This window comes from Pantoea sp. AG702, from assembly GCF_003182295.1.
Taxonomy (GTDB): domain Bacteria; phylum Pseudomonadota; class Gammaproteobacteria; order Enterobacterales; family Enterobacteriaceae; genus Pantoea; species Pantoea ananatis.
In genome coordinates this window covers 176,429-198,716 of record NZ_QGTU01000001.1, presented here as the reverse complement: position 1 = coordinate 198,716, position 22,288 = coordinate 176,429, and the positions used below count along the sequence as shown (strand labels likewise).

Sequence of the window (22,288 nt, the reverse complement as noted above, 5' to 3'; positions counted from 1 at the left end):
TTATGGCAACACACGATAACAGCTTCAACCGGGATACATTTAATCAGCGTCTGTTACAGGAGTTCTACGACAGCTACGATGAAGAACTGGAGATGGAACTCGACGACCTGCGTTTTGGCGAGACCACGCCTGACGGGAATGATGAGAAGGCCTGGCGTCGTCGCTATTTTCGCGAACTGCTGCACCTGCAGGGCGAACTGGTTAAGCTTCAGGACTGGGTGATGCGCACCGGCCATCGGCTGGTCATTCTGTTCGAAGGCCGCGACGCCGCCGGTAAAGGCGGTGTTATCAAACGCATCACGCAACGCCTTAACCCGCGCACCTGCCGGGTTGCCGCCCTGCCAGCACCTAACGACCGCGAAAAAACCCAGTGGTATTTCCAGCGTTACATTGCTCATCTGCCCGCCGCCGGGGAAATGGTGCTGTTCGACCGGAGCTGGTACAACCGGGCGGGCGTGGAACGGGTGATGGGCTTTTGCAGTGAGGCTGACGTCGAGGAGTTCTATCGTAGCGTGCCGGAATTTGAAAAAATGCTGACCCGCAGCGGTATTCAAATCGTCAAATACTGGTTTTCCATTACGGACGAGGAGCAGGAACTGCGCTTTTTGAGCCGTATTCACGATCCGCTGAAGCAGTGGAAACTCAGCCCGATGGACCTGGAAAGTCGCCGCCGCTGGGAAGATTATACCGAAGCCAAAGAAGAGATGCTGAGCCGGACCCATATCCCGGATGCTCCCTGGTGGGTCGTTCAGGGCGTGGATAAAAAGCGTGCGCGACTGAACTGCATCAGCCACCTCTTGCAACAGGTGCCTTATGAAGACGCTACGCATGATGAAATTATTTTGCCACCGCGTGAACGGTCGCAGGATTACCGCCGTAATGACGTGCCGGACACGATGATCGTGCCTGAAAAGTATTAATGGCAAGCCAAGCGCGGCAGGACGCTGCGCTAACCGGTTTTCACCACACTGAAGGCTTCAGAGCTGGCCTGCTCTTGCAACCGGGCATAACGGTCGATGGCCGTGGCGATATCCTGGGATGATTTTAACGCGCGAATCTCACCGAACAGCTCACCGGCTTCAACGTAGGCTTTACGTAAATACCCGAGCCACTGTTTGATACGGGCAACATGGTACATGCCGGTATCGCCCTGTTTTTCCAGCCGGGTATATTTCTGCAACAGCGCCACCACCTCCGGCCAAGACATGGGCGCGTCATTGTATTTGATGACCCGACTCAAGTTAGGCACGTTAAGCGCGCCTCGGCCAATCATCACAGCATCACAACCGGTGGTCCGCAGGCAGTCCTGGGCCGTTTGCCAGTCCCAGATCTCGCCATTCGCGATAACCGGAATACGCAGGCGCTGACGGATGTCGCCAATGGCCTGCCAGTTGATCGCCTCGGCACGATAACCGTCTTCTTTGGTTCGACCATGCACCACCAGCTCGCTGGCGCCGGCCTGCTGTACCGCATCCGCAATTTCCATACTGCGCGCGCTGGAATCCCATCCCAGCCGCACCTTCACCGTGACGGGCAACGAAGCCGGTACCGCAGCCCGCATGGCTTTTGCCGCGCGATAGATTAAATCGGGATCTTTTAGCAGCGTGGCACCGCCGCCGCTGCCGTTGACCAGCTTTGACGGACAACCACAGTTCAGATCAACGCCCCAGGAGCCCAGAGTAACCGCTCGTGCGGCGTTTTCCGCCAGCCAGTCCGGATGCTGCCCCAGCAGTTGCAGACGGACCAGCGTGCCCGAGGGCGTGCGGCTGGCATGGTGCAGTTCAGGGCAGAGTCGATAAAAGGATTTTACCGGCAAGAGTTGATCTACGACGCGCAAAAATTCTGTAATGCACAGATCGTAGTCGTTGACCTCCGTTAACAGCTGGCGCACCAGAGAATCCAGTACGCCTTCCATCGGTGCCAGTAAAACCCGCATTGTCAGGCGTTTCCGCTACGCTTAGGCGCTGGGCGACGTGGACGCGCGGCTGGCTTGTCAGACGGGCCCGCTGCCGGTCCCTGACGACGGGGCTGTGAACGCTTGTCCCCTTGCGGACGCGCAGCGCCTGCACCCTGTCCGCCCTGGCTGCGACCACGGCCGCGTGGCTGCTGTGACTGACGGCCATTCACGATAGGTTCCGCTTTGATGCTTGGATCCGGCTCATAGCCCGGTACGGCCAGACGCGGAATTTCACGCTTAAGCAGACGTTCAATATCGCGCAGCAGTTTGTGTTCATCCACGCACACCAGTGACAGTGCGACGCCGGTTGCCGCCGCACGGCCGGTACGACCAATACGATGCACATAGTCTTCCGCTACGTTTGGCAGCTCATAGTTTACGACGTGTGGGAGTTCTTCAATATCCAGGCCACGGGCCGCGATATCGGTGGCCACCAGCACGCGAATTGCGCCGGATTTAAAATCAGCCAGTGCGCGCGTACGTGCACCCTGACTCTTATTGCCGTGAATCGCCGCAGCGGTAATACCGTCTTTACCCAACTGTTCTGCAAGGTGGTTAGCCCCATGCTTGGTTCGGGTAAACACCAGCACCTGCTGCCAGTTACCTTCGCCGATCAGCTGCGACAGCAGTTCCCGTTTGCGTTTCTTATCAACAAAATGCACCTGTTGAGAAACCTGCTCCGAAGCGGTGTTGCGGCGTGCCACTTCCACCTGCTCCGGGTTATGCAGCAGTTTTTCTGCCAGGGTTTTAATCTCGTCCGAGAAGGTGGCAGAGAACAGCAGGTTCTGACGTTTGGCAGGCAGTTTTGCCAGCACACGGCGAATATCGTGGATAAAGCCCATATCGAGCATACGATCGGCCTCATCCAGAACCAGCACTTCCACCTGAGAGAGGTCAACCGCGTTCTGATGGACCAGGTCCAGTAAACGGCCCGGTGTTGCCACCAGAATATCGACCCCGCCGCGCAGCTTCATCATCTGCGGGTTAATGCTGACACCACCAAACACCACCAGCGAACGAAGCGGTAAATACTTACTGTATTCAACAACGTTTTCCCCGACCTGAGCGGCCAGTTCACGGGTAGGCGTGAGGATCAGCGCACGCACCGGACGACGTCCACGTACTGCGCCGGTATTCGCCGACAGCTTCTGTAGTAAAGGCAGCGTGAATCCGGCAGTTTTGCCGGTGCCGGTCTGCGCACTTGCCAGCAGATCGCGGCCGGACAGCACCACAGGAATCGCCTGGCGCTGGATAGGAGTCGGTTCGCTGTAGCCTTGCTCAGCAACCGCACGCAAAATATCGGCACTCAGGCCGAGAGAGTCAAAAGACATGACGAGTATTACTCCGGTCCACTCTGACCGTGTTTCACGGTGTAGTTTTCAGAGGGATAGTGACGCCAGCTGACGCTGACGCGTGAAAAGGGTGCAAACTACGATGCATAAGCGGCGGAGTGTAACAGCTTTAACGTTCCTGTGCGAGATAGCTCACAATTGATTACAAACGGCCTAAACAACAAAGCCACCTTACGGTGGCTTTGTTTATCGGACGGCTCAGTTAACTGCGTTTTTTCTCAATGCGTCGTGCAGGCTCTTTGGCCAGCAGAGAAACCAGTGCCGGGCCCAGTAGCATAACCATGCCCAGGCTGGCCAGCAGCAGATTGTTGTGGAAAATGCGAGAGACCAGGAACAGCGTCATCATCGCAGCGCCGAAGTAGTAGGTGGTCGTCGCCTCTTCGAGGTAATCACCGAGGGTACGCAAACGGGCACTACGCTGCGTGATCAGCATGGCGATAAACACCCCTGCATACGTCACCACCAGGGTACTGCACACTTCGACCAGTGCTTTGTGTTTCCAGCCCCATACCAGCGCGGCAATCACCAGCAGGTGCATAGCGATATGGGCCCAGGTTTGACCGGTAATAATTTGAAAGCGATTAGACAATTTCATTTTTTCTCCTGCAGACCTGGCGGGTTGCCTGAATGCAACCGGATCCGGCCAGGGACGGTTTCATCAATGTAAAGCAAAAATCAGATAACGCCTTATTTATTCCTCTTCTTCACCCTCCATTTGTGACAAAGACTACACTTTGTGGTTGATGAAGATGAAAAGGAGCGCGTCGCGAGTATGCCACAAATCCAGCAAGGATTTTCATTTAAAGTCCTGACGATCAATACCCATAAAGGTTTTGCCCCGTTTAACCGACGCTTCATCTTGCCAGAATTGCGCGAAGCCGTACGCGCAACGTCGGCAGATATCGTCTTGTTGCAGGAGGTGATGGGAACACATGACATCCATCCTCTGCAACATGAAAACTGGCCCAATACCTCACATTACGAGTTTCTGGCTGACACCATGTGGAATGATTTTGCCTATGGGCGTAACGCAGTCTATCCGGAAGGACACCACGGCAATGCCGTGCTGTCGCGCTTTCCCATTGCCGAATATCAGAACCGCGATGTCTCGGTGGCCGGTAGTGAAAACCGGGGCATGCTGCACTGCCAGATTACGCTCCCCGCGCCCTACGGTACGCTGCACGTTATCTGCGTTCACCTTGGTCTGAAAGCGGCTCACCGTCGCGCCCAGATGGCGATGCTGAACGAGATGGTGCTGGCCCTGCCGCCGGATGCGCCCGTGGTGGTGGCTGGCGATTTTAACGACTGGCAGGGACGCGCTAATAAAATCCTGCAAAAAGGGGCCGGGCTAAAAGAGGTATTCAGCATCAAACATGGTCGACCGGCACGCACCTTCCCGGCCCGCTTTCCTCTTCTACGACTGGATCGTATTTATGTTCGCAACGCCACGGTGAGTCATCCCTGGGCGCTGCCGCGTAAACCCTGGTCACACCTTTCCGATCACGCGCCGCTGGCGGTGGAGATCCATCTATGAATTTTGACTGGCAAAACGGCAATAAACTGCGCCTGCTGGAAAACGGGGATACGTTTTTCCCCCGGGTTTTTGGCGCAATTCAGCGTGCCGAGCGCAGTGTGCTGTTGGAAACCTTTATCCTGTTTGAAGACGATGTCGGTAACGCTTTACACCGCGAGTTGCTGGCCGCAGCACAGCGCGGCGTCAAGGTTGAAATGATGGTGGATGGTTACGGATCGTCGGAGCTGTCAGACGACTTTGTGAACAGCCTTACCCAGGCGGGCGTCCGTTTTATTTACTACGATCCGCGTCCGCTGGTGATGGGCATGCGTACCAACGTCTTTCGCCGCCTGCATCGCAAAACCGTGGTGGTTGACGGGGTTATCGCCTTTGTCGGCGGGATTAATTTCTCCGCCGAGCACTACACCGACTATGGCCCTGAAGCCAAACAGGATTACACCGTTGAGGTGAAAGGGCCGGTAGTGGCGGATATTACCCGCTACCTGCAAGAGGCAATCGGCAGTCAGGCCACCACCCGCCGCTGGTGGGGACAGCGCTCACATCGTCCGGCTAAGAACGCCCTGCCCGGCGACGCGCAGGTGCTCTTCGTGTATCGCGATAATGATGAACACCGGGACGATATTGAACAGCACTATCTGGATATGCTGCGCAGTGCCAAACAGGACGTGATTATCGCGAATGCCTATTTTTTCCCCGGCTACCGACTGTTGCGGGAAATGCGCAATGCGGCACAGCGCGGGGTTCGGGTGCGTTTGATTGTGCAGGGCGAGCCCGATATGCCGATTGTGAAAGTGGGCGCAGAGCTGCTCTATAACTATCTGGTGGATGCTGGCGTGGAGGTCTACGAATACTGCCGTCGTCCGCTGCACGGTAAAGTGGCGGTGAAAGATCAGCAGTGGGCGACGGTCGGCTCCAGCAACCTCGATCCCTTAAGTTTATCGCTAAACCTCGAAGCGAACCTGATCATTCACGATCGCCACTTTAATGAGACATTACGCGACAATCTTGAGCATTTACTGGCAGAAGATTGCCAGCGCGTTCAGGAGGATAAACTGCCGCCGCGTAACTGGTGGCAGTTGTCGAAAAGCGTCGTGGTGTTCCACTTCCTGCGCCACTTTCCTGCAATCGCCGGCTGGCTTCCGGCACACACGCCAAAACTGGCCCAGGTTGACCCGCCCGTGCAGCCTGAAATGGAGACGCAAGATCGCGTCGAAGCCAACAATGAAGGAGCGAAATCCTGATGGCAAACACGCATCCGCGCTGGAAACTGGCAAAAAAAATACTCACCGGCCTGTTCTTCGTGGCCGTCATTGTGCTGCTGGTCATCTATGCACGCAAGGTGAACTGGGATGACGTCTATAAAGTTATCGTCAACTACAACCGTTTCGTGGTGCTGACCGCCGCAGGCCTGGTGATCGTCAGCTACCTCGTGTATGGCTGCTACGACCTGATCGGTCGCGCCTACTGCGGTCATAAACTGGCCAGGCGCCAGGTGATGCTGGTGTCGTTTATCTGCTATGCCTTTAACCTGACCCTCAGTACCTGGGTTGGCGGCGTGGCTATGCGCTATCGACTTTACTCACGCCTTGGCCTGGACAGCGGTACCATTACGCGCATTTTCTCACTTAGCATTGCCACCAACTGGCTGGGCTATATCCTGCTGGCGGGCGTCGTTTTCAGCGCGGGCATGGTTTCCATTCCCAGCGGCTGGTTTATTGGCGAAACCACGCTACGGCTGATCGGGGTTGTCTTGCTGGTGCTGGTCGCCTTCTACCTCTGGTCCTGTGCCTTTTCAAAACGTCGCCGCTGGACGGTCAAAGGCCAGACGTTACAGCTGCCTTCATTACGTATGGCGCTGTTTCAGTTTGCCGTTTCCTGTGCCAACTGGATGGTGATGGGCACCATTATCTGGTTGCTACTGGGCCGGGATGTGGGCTATCCGATGGTGCTGGGGGTTTTATTGATCAGCAGTATCGCTGGCGTGATTATTCATATTCCGGCGGGGATTGGCGTGCTTGAGGCGGTGTTTTTAGCGCTGTTGAGCGGCGAAGATCTTTCTCACGGTACCATTATTGCCGCCCTGCTGGCCTACCGGGTGCTCTACTTTATTTTGCCCCTGCTGCTGGCGCTGGTGCTGTACCTGGGGCTGGAGAGTCGCGCTAAGCATATGCGGCATAAAAACGAACAGAAACTGCAGAAGTCGTAACCGGGGAGCGGCTGCTCTGGCAAACCAGAGCAGCCCGTTTTTTAGCGGCGATTGCCGAAAATACGCAGCAGCATCAGGAACAGGTTGATGAAGTCAAGGTAGAGCGTCAGCGCGCCCATGATCGAGTAGCGACGCAGGTTTTCCGTGTCGCGCGCATCAATCTGCTCGCCAATGTTTTTCAGTTTCTGCGTGTCATAGGCCGTCAGGCCCACAAACACCACCACGCCAATGTAGGTAATCGCCCACATCAACGCCGGGCTTTTCAGCCAGAAGTTCACCAGCGATGCCAGCAGAATACCGATCAGCGCCATAAACAGCAGGCTGCCCAGGCGGCTCAGATCGCGCTTGGTGGTGTAGCCATAGAAGCTCATGGCACCAAACATCCCCGCCGTGACAAAGAACGTACTGGCAATGGAGGAATAGGTGTACACCAGGAAGATGCTGGCCATGGTTAACCCGGTCAGGGCCGAATAGAGCATAAATAACCCGGTCGCTACGGCACCGCTCAGGCGATGGACCATGCCAGAGAGGAAGAACACCAGCGCCAGCTGCACAATAATCAGGCCGAAGAAGGTAATGCGGTTTGCAAACACCAGCTCCATCACCGCCGGCGTGCGGGCGGCAAACCAGGAGACAAACGCGGTGAGTAATAAACCACAGGTCATCCAGCCATAAACCTGTGCCATGTAAGCCTGCAACCCGCGAGATGCAGGCTGAACTATTGAATCATTCTGTGGATATCGGTCCATGATGCACCTCTTGTTGAACAAATGGGTTATTCCCCTGACAGGGGAGCCTGGTTAAGTGTGGCACAGCTCTGTTCAACTGCGCCACAACGCCGTGCTTATTGACGTTTCATGCACTGCTGATAACGACCGTCCACGCGCTGAGCGAACCACGCGGTGGTTAAATTGCGGGTGATTTTAGGACTTTCAAGCTTAATGCCCGGCAACATTTCACGGGGCAGGCGCCGTCCGGCCATTTTATCTGCCAGCGCAAAGACCTGCTTCCACACGTCGCTGTTACTGAATTCGGCCTTTTCGCCCTGCTCAAGATCGTCGCGAATTTCGCTGTTGCTCATATCCAGGCGTTTCGCCAGGGTGCGCACCGCCAGCTCCGTCGATCCCGCCTTGTCTGAGCCGTACTGAATGAGATCGCCATCCAGCGCCAGTTTCATGCCTGTCGCACGAGAGACTGCCGCCTGGAAAGCGGCATTGCGGCTGGCGTACCAGCCCGCGTTATAGTCCGCAAAGCGGTAAAGTGGCTTGCTGTAATCGGTGGGATAACCGAGCAGGTGCATCGTGCCGAAATAGACGCCGCCATGGCGGGTGAAGACCTCACGGCGGATGGAGCCGTCAACCGGCCATGGGTAGCCTTTGGCATGGGCTTCGGCAAACGCGATGCTCACCTGCATCGGCCCGCCGGTATGCACGGGGTTAAGGTTGCCAAACAATGTCTGCCCCATGGGCACCATCTCGATAAAGTCGTCGAAAATATCGCTCAGATCTTTTTCACTTTTGGCTTTATCCAGCCGCGCGGCATAGCTTTCGCCGTTGCTGGATTTGATGAGCAGCGCTGTGCGCACTAAAAACGCCGGCACGTGAACCTTCGCCGCGCGGCGGTCGATCTCGTCCCAGGCGATTTTTGACATGCCGGGCACGTTACCGCTGGCGTCAAAACCCGACTCCTGTCCTGCTACGGCAATGACCGCGCACAGGTTGCTGTCGCTGGCCTCAAGCCCCTGGGTGCGGAATGAGGTATAGATATCATCTGCCCAGCCTGATTTATTACTGACGTTGGCAGGCAGCAGGCGTTGGATCTGCGCTTTTACATCCTCAGGCTGCTTTGCAGGCGCTTCCGGCGTTTTTTTACTGCTACAGCCCGCCAGGATCAGCACGGCAAGCAGCGTCAGGCGTTTGGGTAAAGAAGTGAATGACATACCTGTCCTCTGAGGGGAAAAAGAGTAGCTTAACACTGCCCCGCTTCGCAGAGCAGGGTGGATTATCTGAACTCAGGTTATCGCTTTTCGCGCAACTGGCGGAAAAGGGATCGGTGATGTCAACGCGCTGGACGGTGACGTGATGCCGTTGCAACGCGACGAGGGCGGCGGCGAGCACGCGTAGGGAAAGATCCGGTTTGCCCCCGCAGCGCAACGCTCGCCCCTAATCCCAGCGCTGAGCGGCCTCATGATCGCTGTTGCGCGCATCCACCCAGCGCTCGCCCTGTTCGGTGGTTTCACGTTTCCAGAACGGAGCACGGGTTTTCAGGTAGTCCATAATAAACTCCGCGGCGGCAAACGCGCTGCTGCGGTGTGCGCTGGTGACGCCAACAAACACAATTTCATCGCCGGGGAAGAGTTCACCAATGCGGTGAATCACGGAAACCCGCTGCAGCGGCCAGCGCTGGCGTGCGTCATCAATGATTTCCTGCAGCGCCTTTTCCGTCATGCCGGGATAATGCTCCAGCGTCAGGGCCGCCACATCATCTCCCAGATTATGATTGCGCACTTTGCCGGTAAAGGTCACCACAGCGCCGTCTTCTGGACATACCGCCAGCCACTGGTACTCCTGAGCCATATCAAAGGCAGCCGGGCCCACCCGAATTTGCGTGTCCATTTATCCTCCCGTCACCGGCGGAAAAAAGGCCACTTCATCGCCGTCCTTTAGGGGATGATGAAGTGCGGTGAGCGTCTGGTTAACTGCGGCGAGTAAACGTTCGCTGTCCAGCGCCAGCGCCCAGCGTTCGCCCCGCTCCGCCAGAGCAGCCCGCAGCGCCGCCACATCGGGGTAATCCGGAGCCAGGGTGAGCGAATCGGTGCCCACCAGTTCCCGCACCTGAGCAAAAAACAGCACCTTAATCATGGGCAACCGCCTGAAAATCGCCGCTTTTGCCGCCGCTTTTATGCAGCAGGCGTAGTTGGTCGATGACAATGTCTTTTTGTACCGCCTTGCACATGTCATAGATGGTCAGCGCGGCTACGGAGGCCGCCGTCAGGGCTTCCATTTCTACCCCGGTTTTCCCGGTGAGCCGACACAGTGACGTAATGCGCACCCGGTTCCACGCTGGCTCAGCCACCAGCGCGACTTCCACTTTGCTCAGCATCAGCGGATGGCAAAGGGGGATCAGCTCCCACGTGCGTTTTGCCGCCTGAATACCGGCGATGCGCGCCGTCGCGAACACGTCACCTTTGTGGTGACTGCCCTCAATAATCATCTGTAAGGTTTCCGGCTTCATCAGCACCAGCACTTCAGCCTGTGCCTCGCGCACGGTGTCGTTTTTAGCGGAAACATCCACCATATGGGCTTCGCCAGCGGCGTTAATGTGGGTAAGTTGTGACATGCTCAAAGCTTCTTTAAATGAGTAACAAAGTTGCAGGGACGCGTACGGGCATCCAGTTGATCGGCGATGATGCGCTCCCAGGCGCTGGTACAGGCCGATGTCGAGCCGGGAACCGCGAAAATTAACGTCTGGTTTGCCAGACCGGCGACCGCGCGGGACTGTAACGTCGAACCGCCAATGTCTTCATAGGAAATCATGCGAAACAGCTCGCCAAAGCCTTCGATTTCCCGATCGAACAGCGGCAGGAGCGCCTCAGGGGTGCTGTTTTTCAGGTTAAAGCCGGTGCCGCCGTTGACGATGACCACCTGAACGTCTTCACTGGCAATCCAGCGTGAGACAATAGCCCGAATGCGGTAAAGATTGTCGGGCACGATGGCGTGGTCGATGACGCTGTGTCCGGCTTCGGCCGCGGCCTCACGCAGATAATCCCCGGACGTATCATTACTGGCATCACGGCTGTCTGAGACCGTCAGCGTGGCAAGCTGTAACGGTTGAAACTCGCTGGCTGGTTTACCCATATTTGCTCCTGCAATTAACCGCCAATGTAAGAAAGATTCTGTGTGATACCGGTATTACCCTGCAACAGGAAATGCGTCTGTTTCTTCTGGCCCAGGCTGCTGGCAATGCGCGCCTGCAATTCATCTTGCTGATCGTCGGACGCCAGTAAATCACGCAGCGGAATGCCGCCATCGCCAAACAGACACAGGTGCAGGTTACCCTGAGCGGAAACCCGCAGGCGGTTACAGCTGGCGCAAAAATCTTTGGAATACGGCATGATCAGCCCGATTTCACCCACGTAATCCGGATGATAAAACACCTGCGCCGGGCCATCGCTGCGGCCGCTGATACGGCGCTGCCAGCCCTGCGCGAGAAGTCGATCGCGGATCACCTCGCCCGACACGTGCTGCTCGCGAAACAGCGCACCGCCCTCACCGGTTTCCATCAGCTCAATAAAACGCAGTTGAATGGGGCGCGTACGGATCCAGTCAAGAAAGGTCGTGAGGTTGTGGCTGTTGACGTCGCGCATCAGCACGCTGTTCACTTTGACCTGGCTGAAGCCGGCCTCAAAGGCCGCATCAATCCCGGCCATCACCTGGTGGAATTTATCCTGACCGGTTATGGCATGAAACTGGCGTGCATCAAGGCTGTCCACGCTGACGTTCAGGGCGGTGAGTCCGGCATCGCGCCACTGCTTAACGTCACGCGCCAGCCGGTAACCATTGGTGGTGACGGCGATATGGCGGATAGCCGCGTTTTCTCTGACCGCCGCAATGATGTCGGTAAAATCGCGACGTAATGAAGGTTCACCGCCGGTCAGGCGCACTTTCTCCGTGCCCGCCGCCGCGAAGGCGCGCGTGACCCGACGAATTTCATCCAGCGAGAGAAAACTTTTATTGCGGATACCGTTTGGCTGATAGCCATCGGGCAGGCAATAGGTACAACGGAAGTTGCATACATCCGTGACCGACAGGCGCAAATAGTAAAATTTGCGCGCAAATGCATCAGTAAATTGTGACACCAGAACACCTTTCCAATTCGGGAGATGCAGTCATTTCTTCCTGCACCCTGGCAGCGCGTAGGCTACGGCCTGAATCCCCTATCCACCGACGTAGGCATTCAGGCTTGAGTGTACGTTAACCGGCTGGTTAACGCGGTATACAGATGGTAGCGCGATTAGTAGTGATGCGCCATCCACGGCTTTTACTCTGTGTGCTTCATAACGTTAACTTTCACCGTATTTCGCTCACAGGATAAGTTAAAATACCCGGTAAGCATTGACGTAAATTACCCCCGTCTGCATCAACCGGGCCGCTGGCCGGCGCAGACGTGAAAAGGAGAAGTATGAATCGAACACTGGCGGACCTGGATCGCGTGGTGGCCTTAGGTGGCGGACACGGATTAGGACGCGTGATGTCGGCCCTGTCCCCTCTGGGTTCACGCCTCACAGGCATTGTGACCACGACAGACAACGGTGGCTCCACAGGCCGCATTCGTCGCGCAGAAGGTGGCATCGCCTGGGGCGACCTGCGTAACTGTATTAACCAGCTGATCACGGAGCCGAGCGTGGCCTCCGCCATGTTCGAATATCGCTTTACCGGCAACGGTGAACTGGCCGGACACAATCTGGGTAACCTGATACTGAAAGCGCTGGATCACCTTAGCGTGCGGCCGCTGGAAGTGGTCAACATCATCAGAAACCTGTTGAAAGTTGACGCCTTTTTAATCCCCATGTCAGAGCATCCGGTTGATTTAGTTGCAACCGATAGCGAGGGCAACGCGGTGTATGGGGAAACCGCTATCGACGCCATGCAGCTTCCACCGCAGGAACTGATGCTGCATCCTGCCGTGCTGCCCACCCGCGAGGCGCTCGATGCTGTTGCAGAAGCCGATCTCATTCTGATTGGACCGGGCAGCTTTTACACCAGCCTGATGCCCATTCTGCTCATGAAAGAGATGGCGCAGGCATTACGCCGGACGCCCGCTAACATGGTGTTTATCGGCAACCTGGGCCGCGAGTTGAGTCCTGCGGCGGCAACGCTTACCGTGGCCGACAAACTGGCGATGATGGAGCACTACATTGGCAAGCGGGTGATCGACGCGATCGTAGTTGGCCCGTCCACGGACGTCAGCCGGGTGGAAAACCGCCTGATTATTCGTGAACCGCTGGAGGCCGCCGATATCAAGTACCGCCACGACCGCCAACTGCTGCGCGCCGCGCTGGAGCACGCCGTTCAGGGATTCAACTGAATCAGGACACCGCAATAAACAATGTGCGCAATTCCTGCAGCTGATCGCGCAGGCCCGCCGCCTGTTCGAACTCCAGGTTTTGCGCATGTTGCTGCATCTGCCCTTCCAGCTCGTGGATCTTTTTCTGCAACGCCTGGGGGGACAACGCCAGGTAATCGGCGTCTGCCTCAGCGGCATTGCGCTTAGCGGGCTTGGCTTTACCACGCGTTTTCACCACGTTATTGCCCAGTTCCAGGATATCGGTGATTTTCTTGTTCAGGCCCTGAGGCACGATGCCGTTTTCTTCGTTATGCCGCTGCTGCTTCTCACGGCGGCGTTCCGTTTCTTCAATCGCTCTGGCCATTGAAGGCGTGATCTTGTCGCCATACAGAATCGCTTTACCGTTAATATTACGTGCCGCACGACCAATGGTCTGAATCAGCGAACGCTCCGAACGCAGGAAGCCCTCTTTGTCCGCATCCAGAATGGCCACCAGCGATACCTCAGGCATGTCCAGCCCTTCTCGCAACAGGTTGATCCCAACCAGTACGTCAAATTTGCCCAGACGCAGGTCACGAATGATTTCCATCCTTTCCACCGTGTCGATATCCGAGTGCAGATAGCGCACCTTTTCACCGTGCTCTTCAAGGTACTCTGTCAGATCTTCCGCCATGCGTTTAGTCAGGACGGTCACCAGGACGCGCTCGTTGATCGTAACGCGCTGGCGGATCTCAGACAGTAAATCATCAACCTGCGTCGCCACAGGGCGGACCTCAAGAATCGGATCCAGCAGGCCGGTTGGACGCACCACCTGATCGATGACCTCGTCGCCGGATTTCTCCAGCTCATATTTGCCCGGCGTTGCCGACACATAGATCGTCTGAGGGGCCAGCGCTTCAAACTCTTCGAACTTCATCGGACGGTTATCAAGCGCCGAAGGCAGTCGGAAACCGTACTCTACCAACGTCTCTTTACGTGCACGGTCGCCACGGTACATGCCGCCAATTTGGGGAATCGTGACGTGGGACTCATCCACCACCAGCAGGCCATCTGCGGGGAGATAGTCAAACAGCGTAGGCGGCGCCTCTCCCGGCCCACGGCCTGACAGGTAACGCGAGTAGTTTTCGATGCCGGAGCAGTAGCCCAGCTCGCCCATCATCTCCAGATCAAACTGGGTGCGCTGAGTGATGCGCTGCTCTTCCAGCAGTTTGTTGTTTTCCAGCAGGGTTTTACGCCGGTCGGCCAGCTCAACCTTGATGTCTTCCATGGCCTGCAGAATGCGCTCACGCGGCGTAACGTAGTGCGTTTTCGGATAGATGGTAAAACGCGGTACAACCGATTCAACCTGCCCGGTGAGCGGATCAAACAGGGACAGGCGCTCGACCTCTTCGTCAAATAACTCCACCCGCAGTGCCATATCATCGGACTCTGCCGGAAAAATATCGATGACCTCGCCACGCACCCGGAAGGTGCCGCGCTGAAACGCCTGGTCGTTGCGCGTGTACTGCAGCTCTGACAAGCGACGCAGAATGCTGCGCTGGTCGATGATCATACCGCGCGTCAGGTGCAGCATCATTTTCAGATAAAGATCGGGATCGCCCAGACCGTAAATGGCCGACACTGAGGCAACGACGATAACATCACGCCGCTCCAGTAATGCTTTAGTGGCGGAAAGACGCATCTGCTCGATGTGTTCGTTAACCGAGGCGTCTTTTTCGATAAAGGTGTCAGAGCTTGGGACATAGGCTTCAGGCTGGTAGTAATCGTAATAGGAGACAAAAAACTCCACCGCGTTGTCCGGGAAAAACTCCTTCATCTCACCATACAGCTGGGCCGCCAGCGTTTTGTTCGGTGCCAGCACCATGGTGGGCCGGTTAAGATCGGCGATCACGTTAGCCACGGTAAAGGTTTTACCCGATCCGGTAACGCCTAATAGCGTCTGGTGCGCCAGGCCATCTTCCAGTCCGGCTTCAAGACGACGGATCGCCTCTGGCTGATCGCCGGAAGGCTTGAAAGCGGAGTTCAGTTTAAAATCTTTACTCATGAATGCGGTTCCTGCAGATGAAAGACGGCGGGCAGCCCATTATTTTACTCTGCTATGGCGATTTTGCCAGAAAAAAATACTGGATATAATAACAGTGTTGATGCACAGTAACGGCAACCACTTTACGCTTGACTCTTTGACATTATCGCGCGCGATAACCGGATTCTGTTGCGCAAGGTTATCCCCAAGCCCGATATTGATTTAACATTTGTCAAGCATGTGTCATAAAATTGCAGTTTGATGAATCGGCCCCAATCCGGCAGGCTTGTTTTTTGCTAAGTCACTGAATTAATGTCGTTACTTTAAAAAGCCCAGATTCTCATCATCGGGTTACCAGGCCCCGTATTTCCTCGCTTCCAACCTGTTTTCATTACCTAATGCACAAGGTTATCCACAGGAATAGTGGATAACTAATGACAGCCCTTTGCACATCGGCTGTGTATAATTTTTTTCACTCTCCTTTGGGCGATAAAAAAATATTTTTTTTCGCTTATTTTCTGACGCTAACGGGTAGTGATTTAGCTATCAGCGCAATCCGTGCCTTGATCGGCGACAAGTGCGTCTCACTTTTCTTTTTTTTATTGCCCCATTAACGAGCAGGTGCACTTCCCGGCTTCATGAACCTGCACCAACGCTGTACCGCGTAAGCGTCCTGACGTGGAATTGTTAACTTTTATTTATCTTTAAACAGGGTGATTTTCACTGGTTAGCCCCGACTCCACTCGCCGTTGAGACTCTGGCCTGGTAATTGCATGCTCTCTCATCTGAGTGTTACAGGCAGTAGCCGCGTGAAATGCGCCGCTATCTCATTAGAGCGATTTACCAGAAATGAACGGCGAAAGCATTCAGGTTAATTATCTGGAAGGAGCGCGTCAGATGCTAAGTTTACGGTCGGTGAATCAGTTTTACGGTAAAAATCATATTCTCTGGAATGTGGATCTTGATCTGCCTCCCGGCACCTGCACCGGCATACTGGGACGCCCCGGTATGGGAAAAACCACGCTGGTGAACTGCATTATGGGCAAGCTACCGATTAACAGCGGGACGATCAGCTGGCAGCAGGATGGCTCGCCGCCGGAAGACCTGCTCTCGCAGCCTGCTGAGCTGCGGGCCCGACAGGGGATCGGGTTTGTTCCGCAGGGGCGCCACATTTTTACTCAGATGAGCGTTGAGGATAATTTACTCATTGCCTTACTGGCAGGCGCACAGGCGAATGACGGTTATCGGGCGATCCCGGAAATGATCTTTGATCTGTTACCCGCGCTCTATTCGCTCCGTCAGCAGCGCAGCGGCGACCTGCCGGTCTATCAGCAGCAGCAGTTGGCTCTGGCCCGTGCGCTGGTGCTGCAGCCCCGCCTGTTGATTCTGGATGAGCCCGCCGACGGCATGGCGCCCTGGCTGGAAGAAGAGATGGGGAATCTGATTCGTCGCCTTAATCGTGACTACGGCCTGACGATTCTGCTGCTTGAACAGCGCGTCTCGCTGATTCGCCGCGTGGCTGACAACTTTCTCCTGCTGCATCGCGGGCGCAATGTGGCACAGGGCAACGTCGCCCAGCTGGATGACGCGACCCTGGAGAAGTGGTTAACGGTGGCCTGATCGATCCGGCAGCGTCAGATAATGTCCACAGTTTTCCTGCTGGTCTTCCTGGGTTAGCCAGGGGATCACGCCCAGGCAAGGTGCAGGAAGCCGCTGCGTTAAGGCCGCCAGGTAGGCCTGATAACGCTGGCTGGGTGGCTGTACCGTATTGGCGATCCAGCCCGCCAGGTGCAGGCCGCGTGCGCGAATCGCATCGGCAGTCAGCATGGCATGATTGATACATCCCAGCTTGACGCCCACCACCAAAATGACCGGTAGCTGCTCCTCCTCAACCCAGTCTGCATAGGTTTGCGTCTCAGAAAGCGGCGTGTACCAGCCGCCCGCACCTTCCACCAAAATCCATTCTGCCAGCGGCTCAAGTTCCCGCAGCCCCGCCGACAGCGTGGCAAACTCAATCGGTCTGCCCTCATCCGCGCTGGCGATATGAGGTGAAGTCGGCTCCATAAACGCCAGTGGATTGACCTGTTCGTAGCGCAGCGGGACGTTGCTGTAACGCTGTAAGGTCAGCGCATCACTGTTGCGCACGCCTGCTGCGGTGAGCTCGCAGCCTGAGGCCACAGGTTTATAGCCCGCACTGCGGTAGCCTGCGGCGGTGGCAGCCTGCAGCAGCGCCGCGCTGGCAACCGTTTTACCGACTTCGGTGTCGGTGCCGGTAACAAACCAGCGATTCAACATTGTGTCACTCCAAACATAAGATGGTAACTGAGGCGGAAACCCTGCTCATCCCGCGGCCAGTGGGCTTCGAGCTGGGCAAGACGCTGGCGCGTTAACACGCAGCCAGACCGTCCGGTATGCAGATGCGTTGCCCCGATGCCCTTCAGGGAGCGCATTGCACTCAGCGCATCGGGAAAATGCAGGGTAAGGGTTTGCGCATGGCAGCGCAGACGCTGTGTTTCACAGGCGGCAGCAATCTCCTGCGCAGGCAAAAAGCGGTTCGCATGGAGACGGCCATCCACCTGTGACCAGGCCTGATGCACTTCTTGCAGGGAGCCCGCGCTCAGGGTGGAAAACAGCAGACAGCCGCCGGGCCTGAGTACCCGGTTAAACTGCATCAGCGCCGCCTGAAGATTCTCGCTCCACTGCACCACCAGATTGCTCCATACGAGGTCAACAGACTGGTCTGCCAGTGGCAGAGCATCAATATCGCCAGCCAGATAGTGATGCGCGGCCCCGTTTTGCCGGGCCTGTTGCAGCATCTGCGGGGAAAGATCCAGCGCCGTGACCTCTTTACCCCGATCGCGCCATATCCGGCTGTACCAGCCGGTTCCGCATCCGGCATCCAGCAGTTGCAAACCGCTGTGCGCTGGCACCTGCGCCAGTAGCGCGTCCCCGCTCAGCCGCTGGAGTTCAGCATAGTGATCATACTGAGATGCGGCGCGGCCAAATGCCCGTGCAACCGCGCCTTTATCAACCTGCAGCGTCATACAGCGCCTCCAGCAGGGCATCAATATCCTCTGGCTCATGGACGGCGGTAAGCGTGATGCGCAGACGGGCCGTGCCCGGCGGCACGGTCGGCGGACGGATCGCACTGACCCAGCAGCCCGCCCTGGCCAGGCGCGCAGACAGCGCCAGCGCCTCGCCGTTATCCCCGACGATTAATGGCTGAATGGCGCTGGACGACGCCATAAGTTGCCAGGGCAACGAGGCCGCGCCATGCCGGAAATGGGCGATATTACGCGCGAGACGTTGGCGGCGATCATCACCCGCCTGCACCTGTTTCAGCGACGCTAACAGCGCACTGGCCTGGGCTGGCGGCATCGCCGTGGAGTAAATCAGGTGACGGGAAAATTGCACAAAGTAATCGGCAGTCGCCTCATCACACAACAGCGCGGCCCCGCTTACGCCAAAGGCTTTGCCAAAGGTCACCACCAGCAGGTCGGGTTTCATGCCCTGTGCCCAACAGCTGCCACGTCCCTGCTCGCCCGTCACCCCTATGCCGTGCGCATCATCGACCAGCAAACAGGCACCGGCATGTTTCGCCCGGTCGGCGATCGCCTGAAGGGGCGCGCTGTCGCCGTCCATACTGAAAACCCCTTCGGTTACCACCAGCGTTTGCCCTTCGCAGGGCGCATCCAGGCGCTTAGCCAGACTGAGAGGATCGTTATGGGTAAAGCGGCGCAGCTGAGCAGGGCTTTGGCTGGCGGCCTCCAGCAGCGAAGCATGCGTCAGTTTGTCGGCCAGAATGCGGTCATTTTTCTCTGCCAGCAGGTGAATCACCGCCTGATTCGCCGCAAAGCCGGAAATAAACAGCAGCGCGCGCGAATAGCCCAGCCAGTCTGCCAGCTGTGCTTCCAGCTCGGCATGTAAACGATGAAAACCGGTTACATGGCCCGATGCACCCGCACCGGCACCGGCCTCGTCCACGCCTTGTTGCCAGCCCGCCATGACGGCGGGATGCTGGCTCAGCCCAAGATAATCGTTACTTGAGAAATGGCGAAAGGTCTGACCGGCATGGCGGATCAGGCGCGTCTGATTCTCTTCAATCACGCGCCGTTCGCGCCAGCCATCTTCAGCACGGCGCTGTATCAGCGCCTGCTGGATGCGTTGCTGCCAGCTCATTACAGCGCCGCGTTATAGAATGTTTCTGTATCGGCATGAAGCAGTTGCTCACTTAACTGCTGCTGCTGGGCATTGTCGCCGTTTGCGGTCTGCGTATGCTCAGGATTCAGCCCCAGCTTACGGAACAGCAGCATATCTTTGTCTTCTTCCGGGTTCGGCGTCGTCAGCAGCTTGCAACCGTAAAAAATGGAGTTTGCCCCGGCCATAAAGCACATCGCCTGGGTTTGCTCGTTCATCTGCTCACGGCCTGCGGACAGGCGAACATGCGAGGTGGGCATCATGATGCGCGCCACGGCGATGGTGCGGATAAAGTCGAACGGTTCAACGTCATCATTGTCTGCCAGCGGCGTGCCTTTCACCTTCACCAGCATGTTGATGGGCACACTTTCAGGCGGCGTCGGCAGGTTAGCCAGCTGTACCAGCAGTCCGGCACGGTCGTTTACGGTTTCACCCAGGCCCACAATCCCGCCCGAACAGACCTTGATGCCGGCGTCACGCACTTTCCCAAGCGTATCCAGTCGTTCCTGATAGCTGCGCGTGGTGATGATATTGCCGTAAAACTCCGGTGAGGTGTCCAGATTGTGGTTGTAGAAATCCAGTCCGGCACTGCCTAAACGCTGCGCCTGACTGTCGCTCAACGTGCCAAGCGTCATGCAGGTTTCCATGCCCATCGCTTTGACGCCTTCGACCATTTTTTCCAGGTAGGGCATATCGCGATCGCTGGGGTTTTTCCATGCCGCCCCCATGCAGAAGCGGCTGGAGCCTGCGGCTTTGGCTTTTTGCGCGGAACGCAGTACCTCATCCACTTCCATCAGTCGCTCAGATTCCAGGCCCGTCTTGTAGCGGGCGCTTTGCGGGCAATATTTGCAGTCTTCCGGGCAGGCACCGGTTTTAATCGACAGCAGTGTGCTGACCTGCACCTGACGTGGATCGAAGTGCTGGCGGTGCACCTGTTGCGCTTCAAACATCAGTTCAAGAAATGGCCGTTCAAACAGCGCCTGGGCCTGAGCCAGAGTCCAACGTTGTGACATTACTTACTCCAAAAAAGGTGTCATCCCGACAGTTAACGTGGTTATACTTGTAAACTAAATCTTTTTATTTTGGTTTACAACTCCGATGTTTACTTCTCAGGACGCTGAATTTGATCGCCAGCATATCTGGCATCCCTACACCTCAATGCAGCAGCCGCTGCCCTGCTATCCGGTTGTTGCGGCACAGGATTATCATCTGCAGCTGGCAGATGGTCGTACCCTGGTGGACGGAATGTCGTCCTGGTGGGCGGCGATACATGGCTATAACCATCCGCGCCTGAATCGCGCCCTGCAACAGCAGATGGGGCAGATGTCCCACGTGATGTTTGGCGGCATTACCCATCCTGCCGCGGTGGCGTTGTGTCGTCAGCTGGTCTCGATGACGCCAGACGCGCTGGAATGTGTATTTCTGGCCGATTCCGGCTCGGTCGCCGTTGAAGTCGCGATGAAAATGGCGCTGCAATACTGGCTTGGGCGAGGCGAGACGCGTCAGCAATTTTTGACGCTCAAACGCGGTTATCACGGCGATACCTTTGCCGCGATGTCGGTATGCGATCCGGATAATTCCATGCACAGCCTGTGGCGCGGCTACCTGCCGGAACACCATTTCGCCGCGGCGCCGCAGTGCGGTTTTGATGACGAGTGGGATGCGCGTGATGCAGAGGATTTTATCCGGCTGATCCAGCAGCATCGGGGGCAGCTGGCCGCGGTGATTCTGGAACCCATCGTTCAGGGTGCCGGGGGAATGCGTTTTTACCATCCGCGCTATTTGCAGTGTGTACGCGAAGCCTGTGATCGCTACGGCATTCTGCTGATCGCCGATGAGATCGCAACCGGCTTTGGCCGCACCGGTACGCTGTTCGCCTGCGAACATGCGGCGATTTCACCGGACATCATGTGCGTAGGCAAAGCCCTGACCGGCGGCACGATGAGCCTCGCCGCTACCCTCACCACCCGTGACGTGGCCGATACCATCAGCCTCAGTCCGGCGGGCTGCTTTATGCACGGCCCCACCTTTATGGGCAATCCGCTGGCGTGCGCGGTGGCGTCAGAAAGCCTGGCAATGGTGCAGGAAGGTGACTGGCGTCAGCAGGTTGCGGCGATCGAGCGTCAGCTGCGTGGCGCGCTGCTGCCCCTGCGTCACGCGCCCGCGGTGGCTGACGTGCGCGTGCTGGGAGCCATTGGCGTGGTGGAAACGCATCAACCGGTCAATATGGCGGCGCTGCAACAGTTCTTTGTCAGTCAGGGCGTCTGGATTCGCCCTTTTGGCCGCCTGATTTATCTGATGCCGCCTTATATCATCTCCCCTGAGGCGCTGGATAAGCTGGTCAATGCGATTGGGGCGGCGCTGGAGCAGCCCGCTCACTTTCTTTCTTAATGTTGCAACGGCTGGACGTAAACCGGCTTTTGGTTAAGATGAAAAGGCAGTGACCATTAACGCAAGGAGATGTAATGCGAGTTTACAGCCAGGATTTACACGACGGCGACAAGATGCCGGAGAAACACGTTTTTAACGGAATGGGTTATCAGGGCGATAATCTTTCCCCTCACCTTGCCTGGGAAGATGCGCCAGAAGGCACCAAAAGTTTTGTCATCACCTGCTTCGATCCGGATGCGCCTACCGGCTCAGGCTGGTGGCACTGGGTGGTGGCGAATATTCCGGCCGAGACCACATCGCTGCCGCAGGGTGCCGGTTCGGGTAAAGCCGCACTGCCCGCCGGGGCGCTACAAACACGCACGGATTTCGGTCAGGCCGGATACGGCGGCGCAGCACCGCCTGCCGGTGAAACCCATCGTTATATTTTCAGCGTTCATGCGCTGGATGTGGACAAAATCGACGTCGATGAGGGTGCCAGCGGCGCCATGGTCGGGTTTAACGTGCATTTTCACGTGCTAGCCAGCGCATCGCTGACCGTTCATTACGTCTGATCGCCGCATAA

At 56.8% G+C, this 22,288-nt stretch carries 23 protein-coding genes and 1 riboswitch; of the genes, 8 read left to right on the top strand and 15 right to left on the bottom strand.

All coding sequences use genetic code 11. The features are described 5' to 3' along the window. Window positions 1-2: 2 nt before the first annotated feature. A complete protein-coding gene (ppk2, locus tag DFO57_RS00995) occupies window positions 3-920 on the top strand; it encodes a polyphosphate kinase 2 (RefSeq protein ID WP_013025123.1) in 918 nt (305 codons plus the stop codon). 29 nt (window positions 921-949) lie between these two features. On the opposite strand, the gene dusC is transcribed toward ppk2, so the two are convergent. The 3 genes from dusC to DFO57_RS00980 all read right to left on the bottom strand — a co-directional run bounded on the left by dusC (window position 950) and on the right by DFO57_RS00980 (window position 3,904). Continuing rightward, window positions 950-1,936 (bottom strand): tRNA dihydrouridine(16) synthase DusC, encoded by a 987-nt coding sequence (dusC, locus tag DFO57_RS00990; RefSeq protein WP_105082352.1) that lies wholly within the window; start codon window positions 1,934-1,936, stop codon window positions 950-952. Between the two features lie 2 nt (window positions 1,937-1,938). Further along, window positions 1,939-3,288, bottom strand: coding sequence for an ATP-dependent RNA helicase RhlE (gene rhlE, locus DFO57_RS00985; protein ID WP_014593234.1), 1,350 nt, complete (start codon window positions 3,286-3,288; stop codon window positions 1,939-1,941). Window positions 3,289-3,511: 223 nt separating this feature from the next. Then, window positions 3,512-3,904: a YbhQ family protein gene (locus DFO57_RS00980; RefSeq protein ID WP_013025119.1), complete on the bottom strand. Its 393-nt coding sequence runs from the start codon at window positions 3,902-3,904 to the stop codon at window positions 3,512-3,514. 177 nt (window positions 3,905-4,081) lie between these two features. Between DFO57_RS00980 and DFO57_RS00975 the strand changes: the two genes are divergently transcribed. Genes DFO57_RS00975 through DFO57_RS00965 form a run of 3 tightly spaced genes read left to right on the top strand, consistent with a single transcriptional unit; the run spans window position 4,082 to window position 7,049 of the window. After that, window positions 4,082-4,843 carry an endonuclease/exonuclease/phosphatase family protein gene (locus tag DFO57_RS00975; RefSeq protein ID WP_014593233.1) on the top strand — a complete coding sequence of 254 codons (762 nt, stop codon included), beginning with the start codon at window positions 4,082-4,084 and terminating at the stop codon, window positions 4,841-4,843. Then, window positions 4,840-6,084 carry a cardiolipin synthase ClsB gene (gene clsB, locus DFO57_RS00970; RefSeq protein WP_013025117.1) on the top strand — a complete coding sequence of 415 codons (1,245 nt, stop codon included), beginning with the start codon at window positions 4,840-4,842 and terminating at the stop codon, window positions 6,082-6,084. Before DFO57_RS00975 ends, clsB begins: the two co-directional genes overlap by 4 nt. Continuing rightward, window positions 6,084-7,049 (top strand): lysylphosphatidylglycerol synthase domain-containing protein, encoded by a 966-nt coding sequence (locus tag DFO57_RS00965; protein ID WP_014593231.1) that lies wholly within the window; start codon window positions 6,084-6,086, stop codon window positions 7,047-7,049. The genes clsB and DFO57_RS00965 overlap by 1 nt, the downstream gene beginning before the upstream one ends. A 41-nt stretch (window positions 7,050-7,090) precedes the next feature. Here DFO57_RS00965 and DFO57_RS00960 read toward each other — a convergent pair whose 3' ends face one another. The 7 genes from DFO57_RS00960 to moaA all read right to left on the bottom strand — a co-directional run bounded on the left by DFO57_RS00960 (window position 7,091) and on the right by moaA (window position 11,910). Then, the gene (locus DFO57_RS00960; RefSeq protein ID WP_014593230.1) at window positions 7,091-7,798 is read right to left on the bottom strand and encodes a Bax inhibitor-1/YccA family protein; all 708 of its coding nucleotides are present in this window, start codon (window positions 7,796-7,798) and stop codon (window positions 7,091-7,093) included. Between the two features lie 95 nt (window positions 7,799-7,893). Further along, window positions 7,894-8,988 carry a DUF1615 domain-containing protein gene (locus DFO57_RS00955; RefSeq protein WP_014593229.1) on the bottom strand — a complete coding sequence of 365 codons (1,095 nt, stop codon included), beginning with the start codon at window positions 8,986-8,988 and terminating at the stop codon, window positions 7,894-7,896. 223 nt (window positions 8,989-9,211) lie between these two features. Next, a complete protein-coding gene (gene moaE / locus DFO57_RS00950; protein ID WP_110014984.1) occupies window positions 9,212-9,664 on the bottom strand; it encodes a molybdopterin synthase catalytic subunit MoaE in 453 nt (150 codons plus the stop codon). After that, window positions 9,665-9,910 (bottom strand): molybdopterin synthase sulfur carrier subunit, encoded by a 246-nt coding sequence (moaD, locus tag DFO57_RS00945; RefSeq protein ID WP_110014983.1) that lies wholly within the window; start codon window positions 9,908-9,910, stop codon window positions 9,665-9,667. Then, complete coding sequence (gene moaC, locus DFO57_RS00940; protein WP_014593226.1) at window positions 9,903-10,388, bottom strand: cyclic pyranopterin monophosphate synthase MoaC; 486 nt, start codon at window positions 10,386-10,388, stop codon at window positions 9,903-9,905. Before moaC ends, moaD begins: the two co-directional genes overlap by 8 nt. Before the next feature lie 2 nt (window positions 10,389-10,390). After that, entirely contained in the window at window positions 10,391-10,906 is a 516-nt protein-coding gene (gene moaB, locus DFO57_RS00935; RefSeq protein WP_019106148.1) for a molybdenum cofactor biosynthesis protein B, read from the bottom strand. A gap of 14 nt (window positions 10,907-10,920) precedes the next feature. Beyond that, entirely contained in the window at window positions 10,921-11,910 is a 990-nt protein-coding gene (gene moaA, locus DFO57_RS00930) for a GTP 3',8-cyclase MoaA (RefSeq protein WP_165971849.1), read from the bottom strand. Next, a riboswitch (molybdenum cofactor riboswitch) is annotated at window positions 11,897-12,030 on the bottom strand. (Overlaps the previous gene by 14 nt.) A gap of 200 nt (window positions 12,031-12,230) precedes the next feature. Between moaA and yvcK the strand changes: the two genes are divergently transcribed. Further along, window positions 12,231-13,136 (top strand): uridine diphosphate-N-acetylglucosamine-binding protein YvcK, encoded by a 906-nt coding sequence (yvcK, locus tag DFO57_RS00925; protein ID WP_028714959.1) that lies wholly within the window; start codon window positions 12,231-12,233, stop codon window positions 13,134-13,136. A gap of 1 nt (window position 13,137) precedes the next feature. Here the strand turns inward: yvcK and uvrB are convergent, their stop codons facing one another. After that, window positions 13,138-15,159 (bottom strand): excinuclease ABC subunit UvrB, encoded by a 2,022-nt coding sequence (uvrB, locus tag DFO57_RS00920; RefSeq protein WP_013025107.1) that lies wholly within the window; start codon window positions 15,157-15,159, stop codon window positions 13,138-13,140. An 876-nt stretch (window positions 15,160-16,035) separates the two neighbouring features. Here uvrB and DFO57_RS00915 point away from each other — a divergent pair. Then, complete coding sequence (locus tag DFO57_RS00915) at window positions 16,036-16,758, top strand: ABC transporter ATP-binding protein (protein ID WP_015700718.1); 723 nt, start codon at window positions 16,036-16,038, stop codon at window positions 16,756-16,758. Here DFO57_RS00915 and bioD read toward each other — a convergent pair. The 4 genes from bioD to bioB are packed head-to-tail and all read right to left on the bottom strand — an operon-like array spanning window position 16,744 to window position 20,348. Next, window positions 16,744-17,433: a dethiobiotin synthase gene (bioD, locus tag DFO57_RS00910; protein ID WP_199226559.1), complete on the bottom strand. Its 690-nt coding sequence runs from the start codon at window positions 17,431-17,433 to the stop codon at window positions 16,744-16,746. The two genes, DFO57_RS00915 and bioD, sit on opposite strands and share 15 nt — an antisense overlap. Beyond that, entirely contained in the window at window positions 17,427-18,182 is a 756-nt protein-coding gene (bioC, locus tag DFO57_RS00905; protein WP_019106145.1) for a malonyl-ACP O-methyltransferase BioC, read from the bottom strand. Before bioC ends, bioD begins: the two co-directional genes overlap by 7 nt. Further along, window positions 18,166-19,317, bottom strand: coding sequence for an 8-amino-7-oxononanoate synthase (bioF, locus tag DFO57_RS00900; protein WP_013025103.1), 1,152 nt, complete (start codon window positions 19,315-19,317; stop codon window positions 18,166-18,168). Before bioF ends, bioC begins: the two co-directional genes overlap by 17 nt. Beyond that, window positions 19,317-20,348, bottom strand: coding sequence for a biotin synthase BioB (gene bioB / locus DFO57_RS00895; protein WP_029569814.1), 1,032 nt, complete (start codon window positions 20,346-20,348; stop codon window positions 19,317-19,319). Before bioB ends, bioF begins: the two co-directional genes overlap by 1 nt. A gap of 85 nt (window positions 20,349-20,433) precedes the next feature. Between bioB and bioA the strand changes: the two genes are divergently transcribed. Together bioA and DFO57_RS00885 are read left to right on the top strand one after the other, a co-directional pair. Further along, a complete protein-coding gene (gene bioA, locus DFO57_RS00890; RefSeq protein ID WP_028714956.1) occupies window positions 20,434-21,726 on the top strand; it encodes an adenosylmethionine--8-amino-7-oxononanoate transaminase in 1,293 nt (430 codons plus the stop codon). 74 nt (window positions 21,727-21,800) lie between these two features. Further along, window positions 21,801-22,277: a kinase inhibitor gene (locus DFO57_RS00885; RefSeq protein ID WP_013025100.1), complete on the top strand. Its 477-nt coding sequence runs from the start codon at window positions 21,801-21,803 to the stop codon at window positions 22,275-22,277. The last annotated feature ends 11 nt before the right edge of the window (window positions 22,278-22,288 follow it).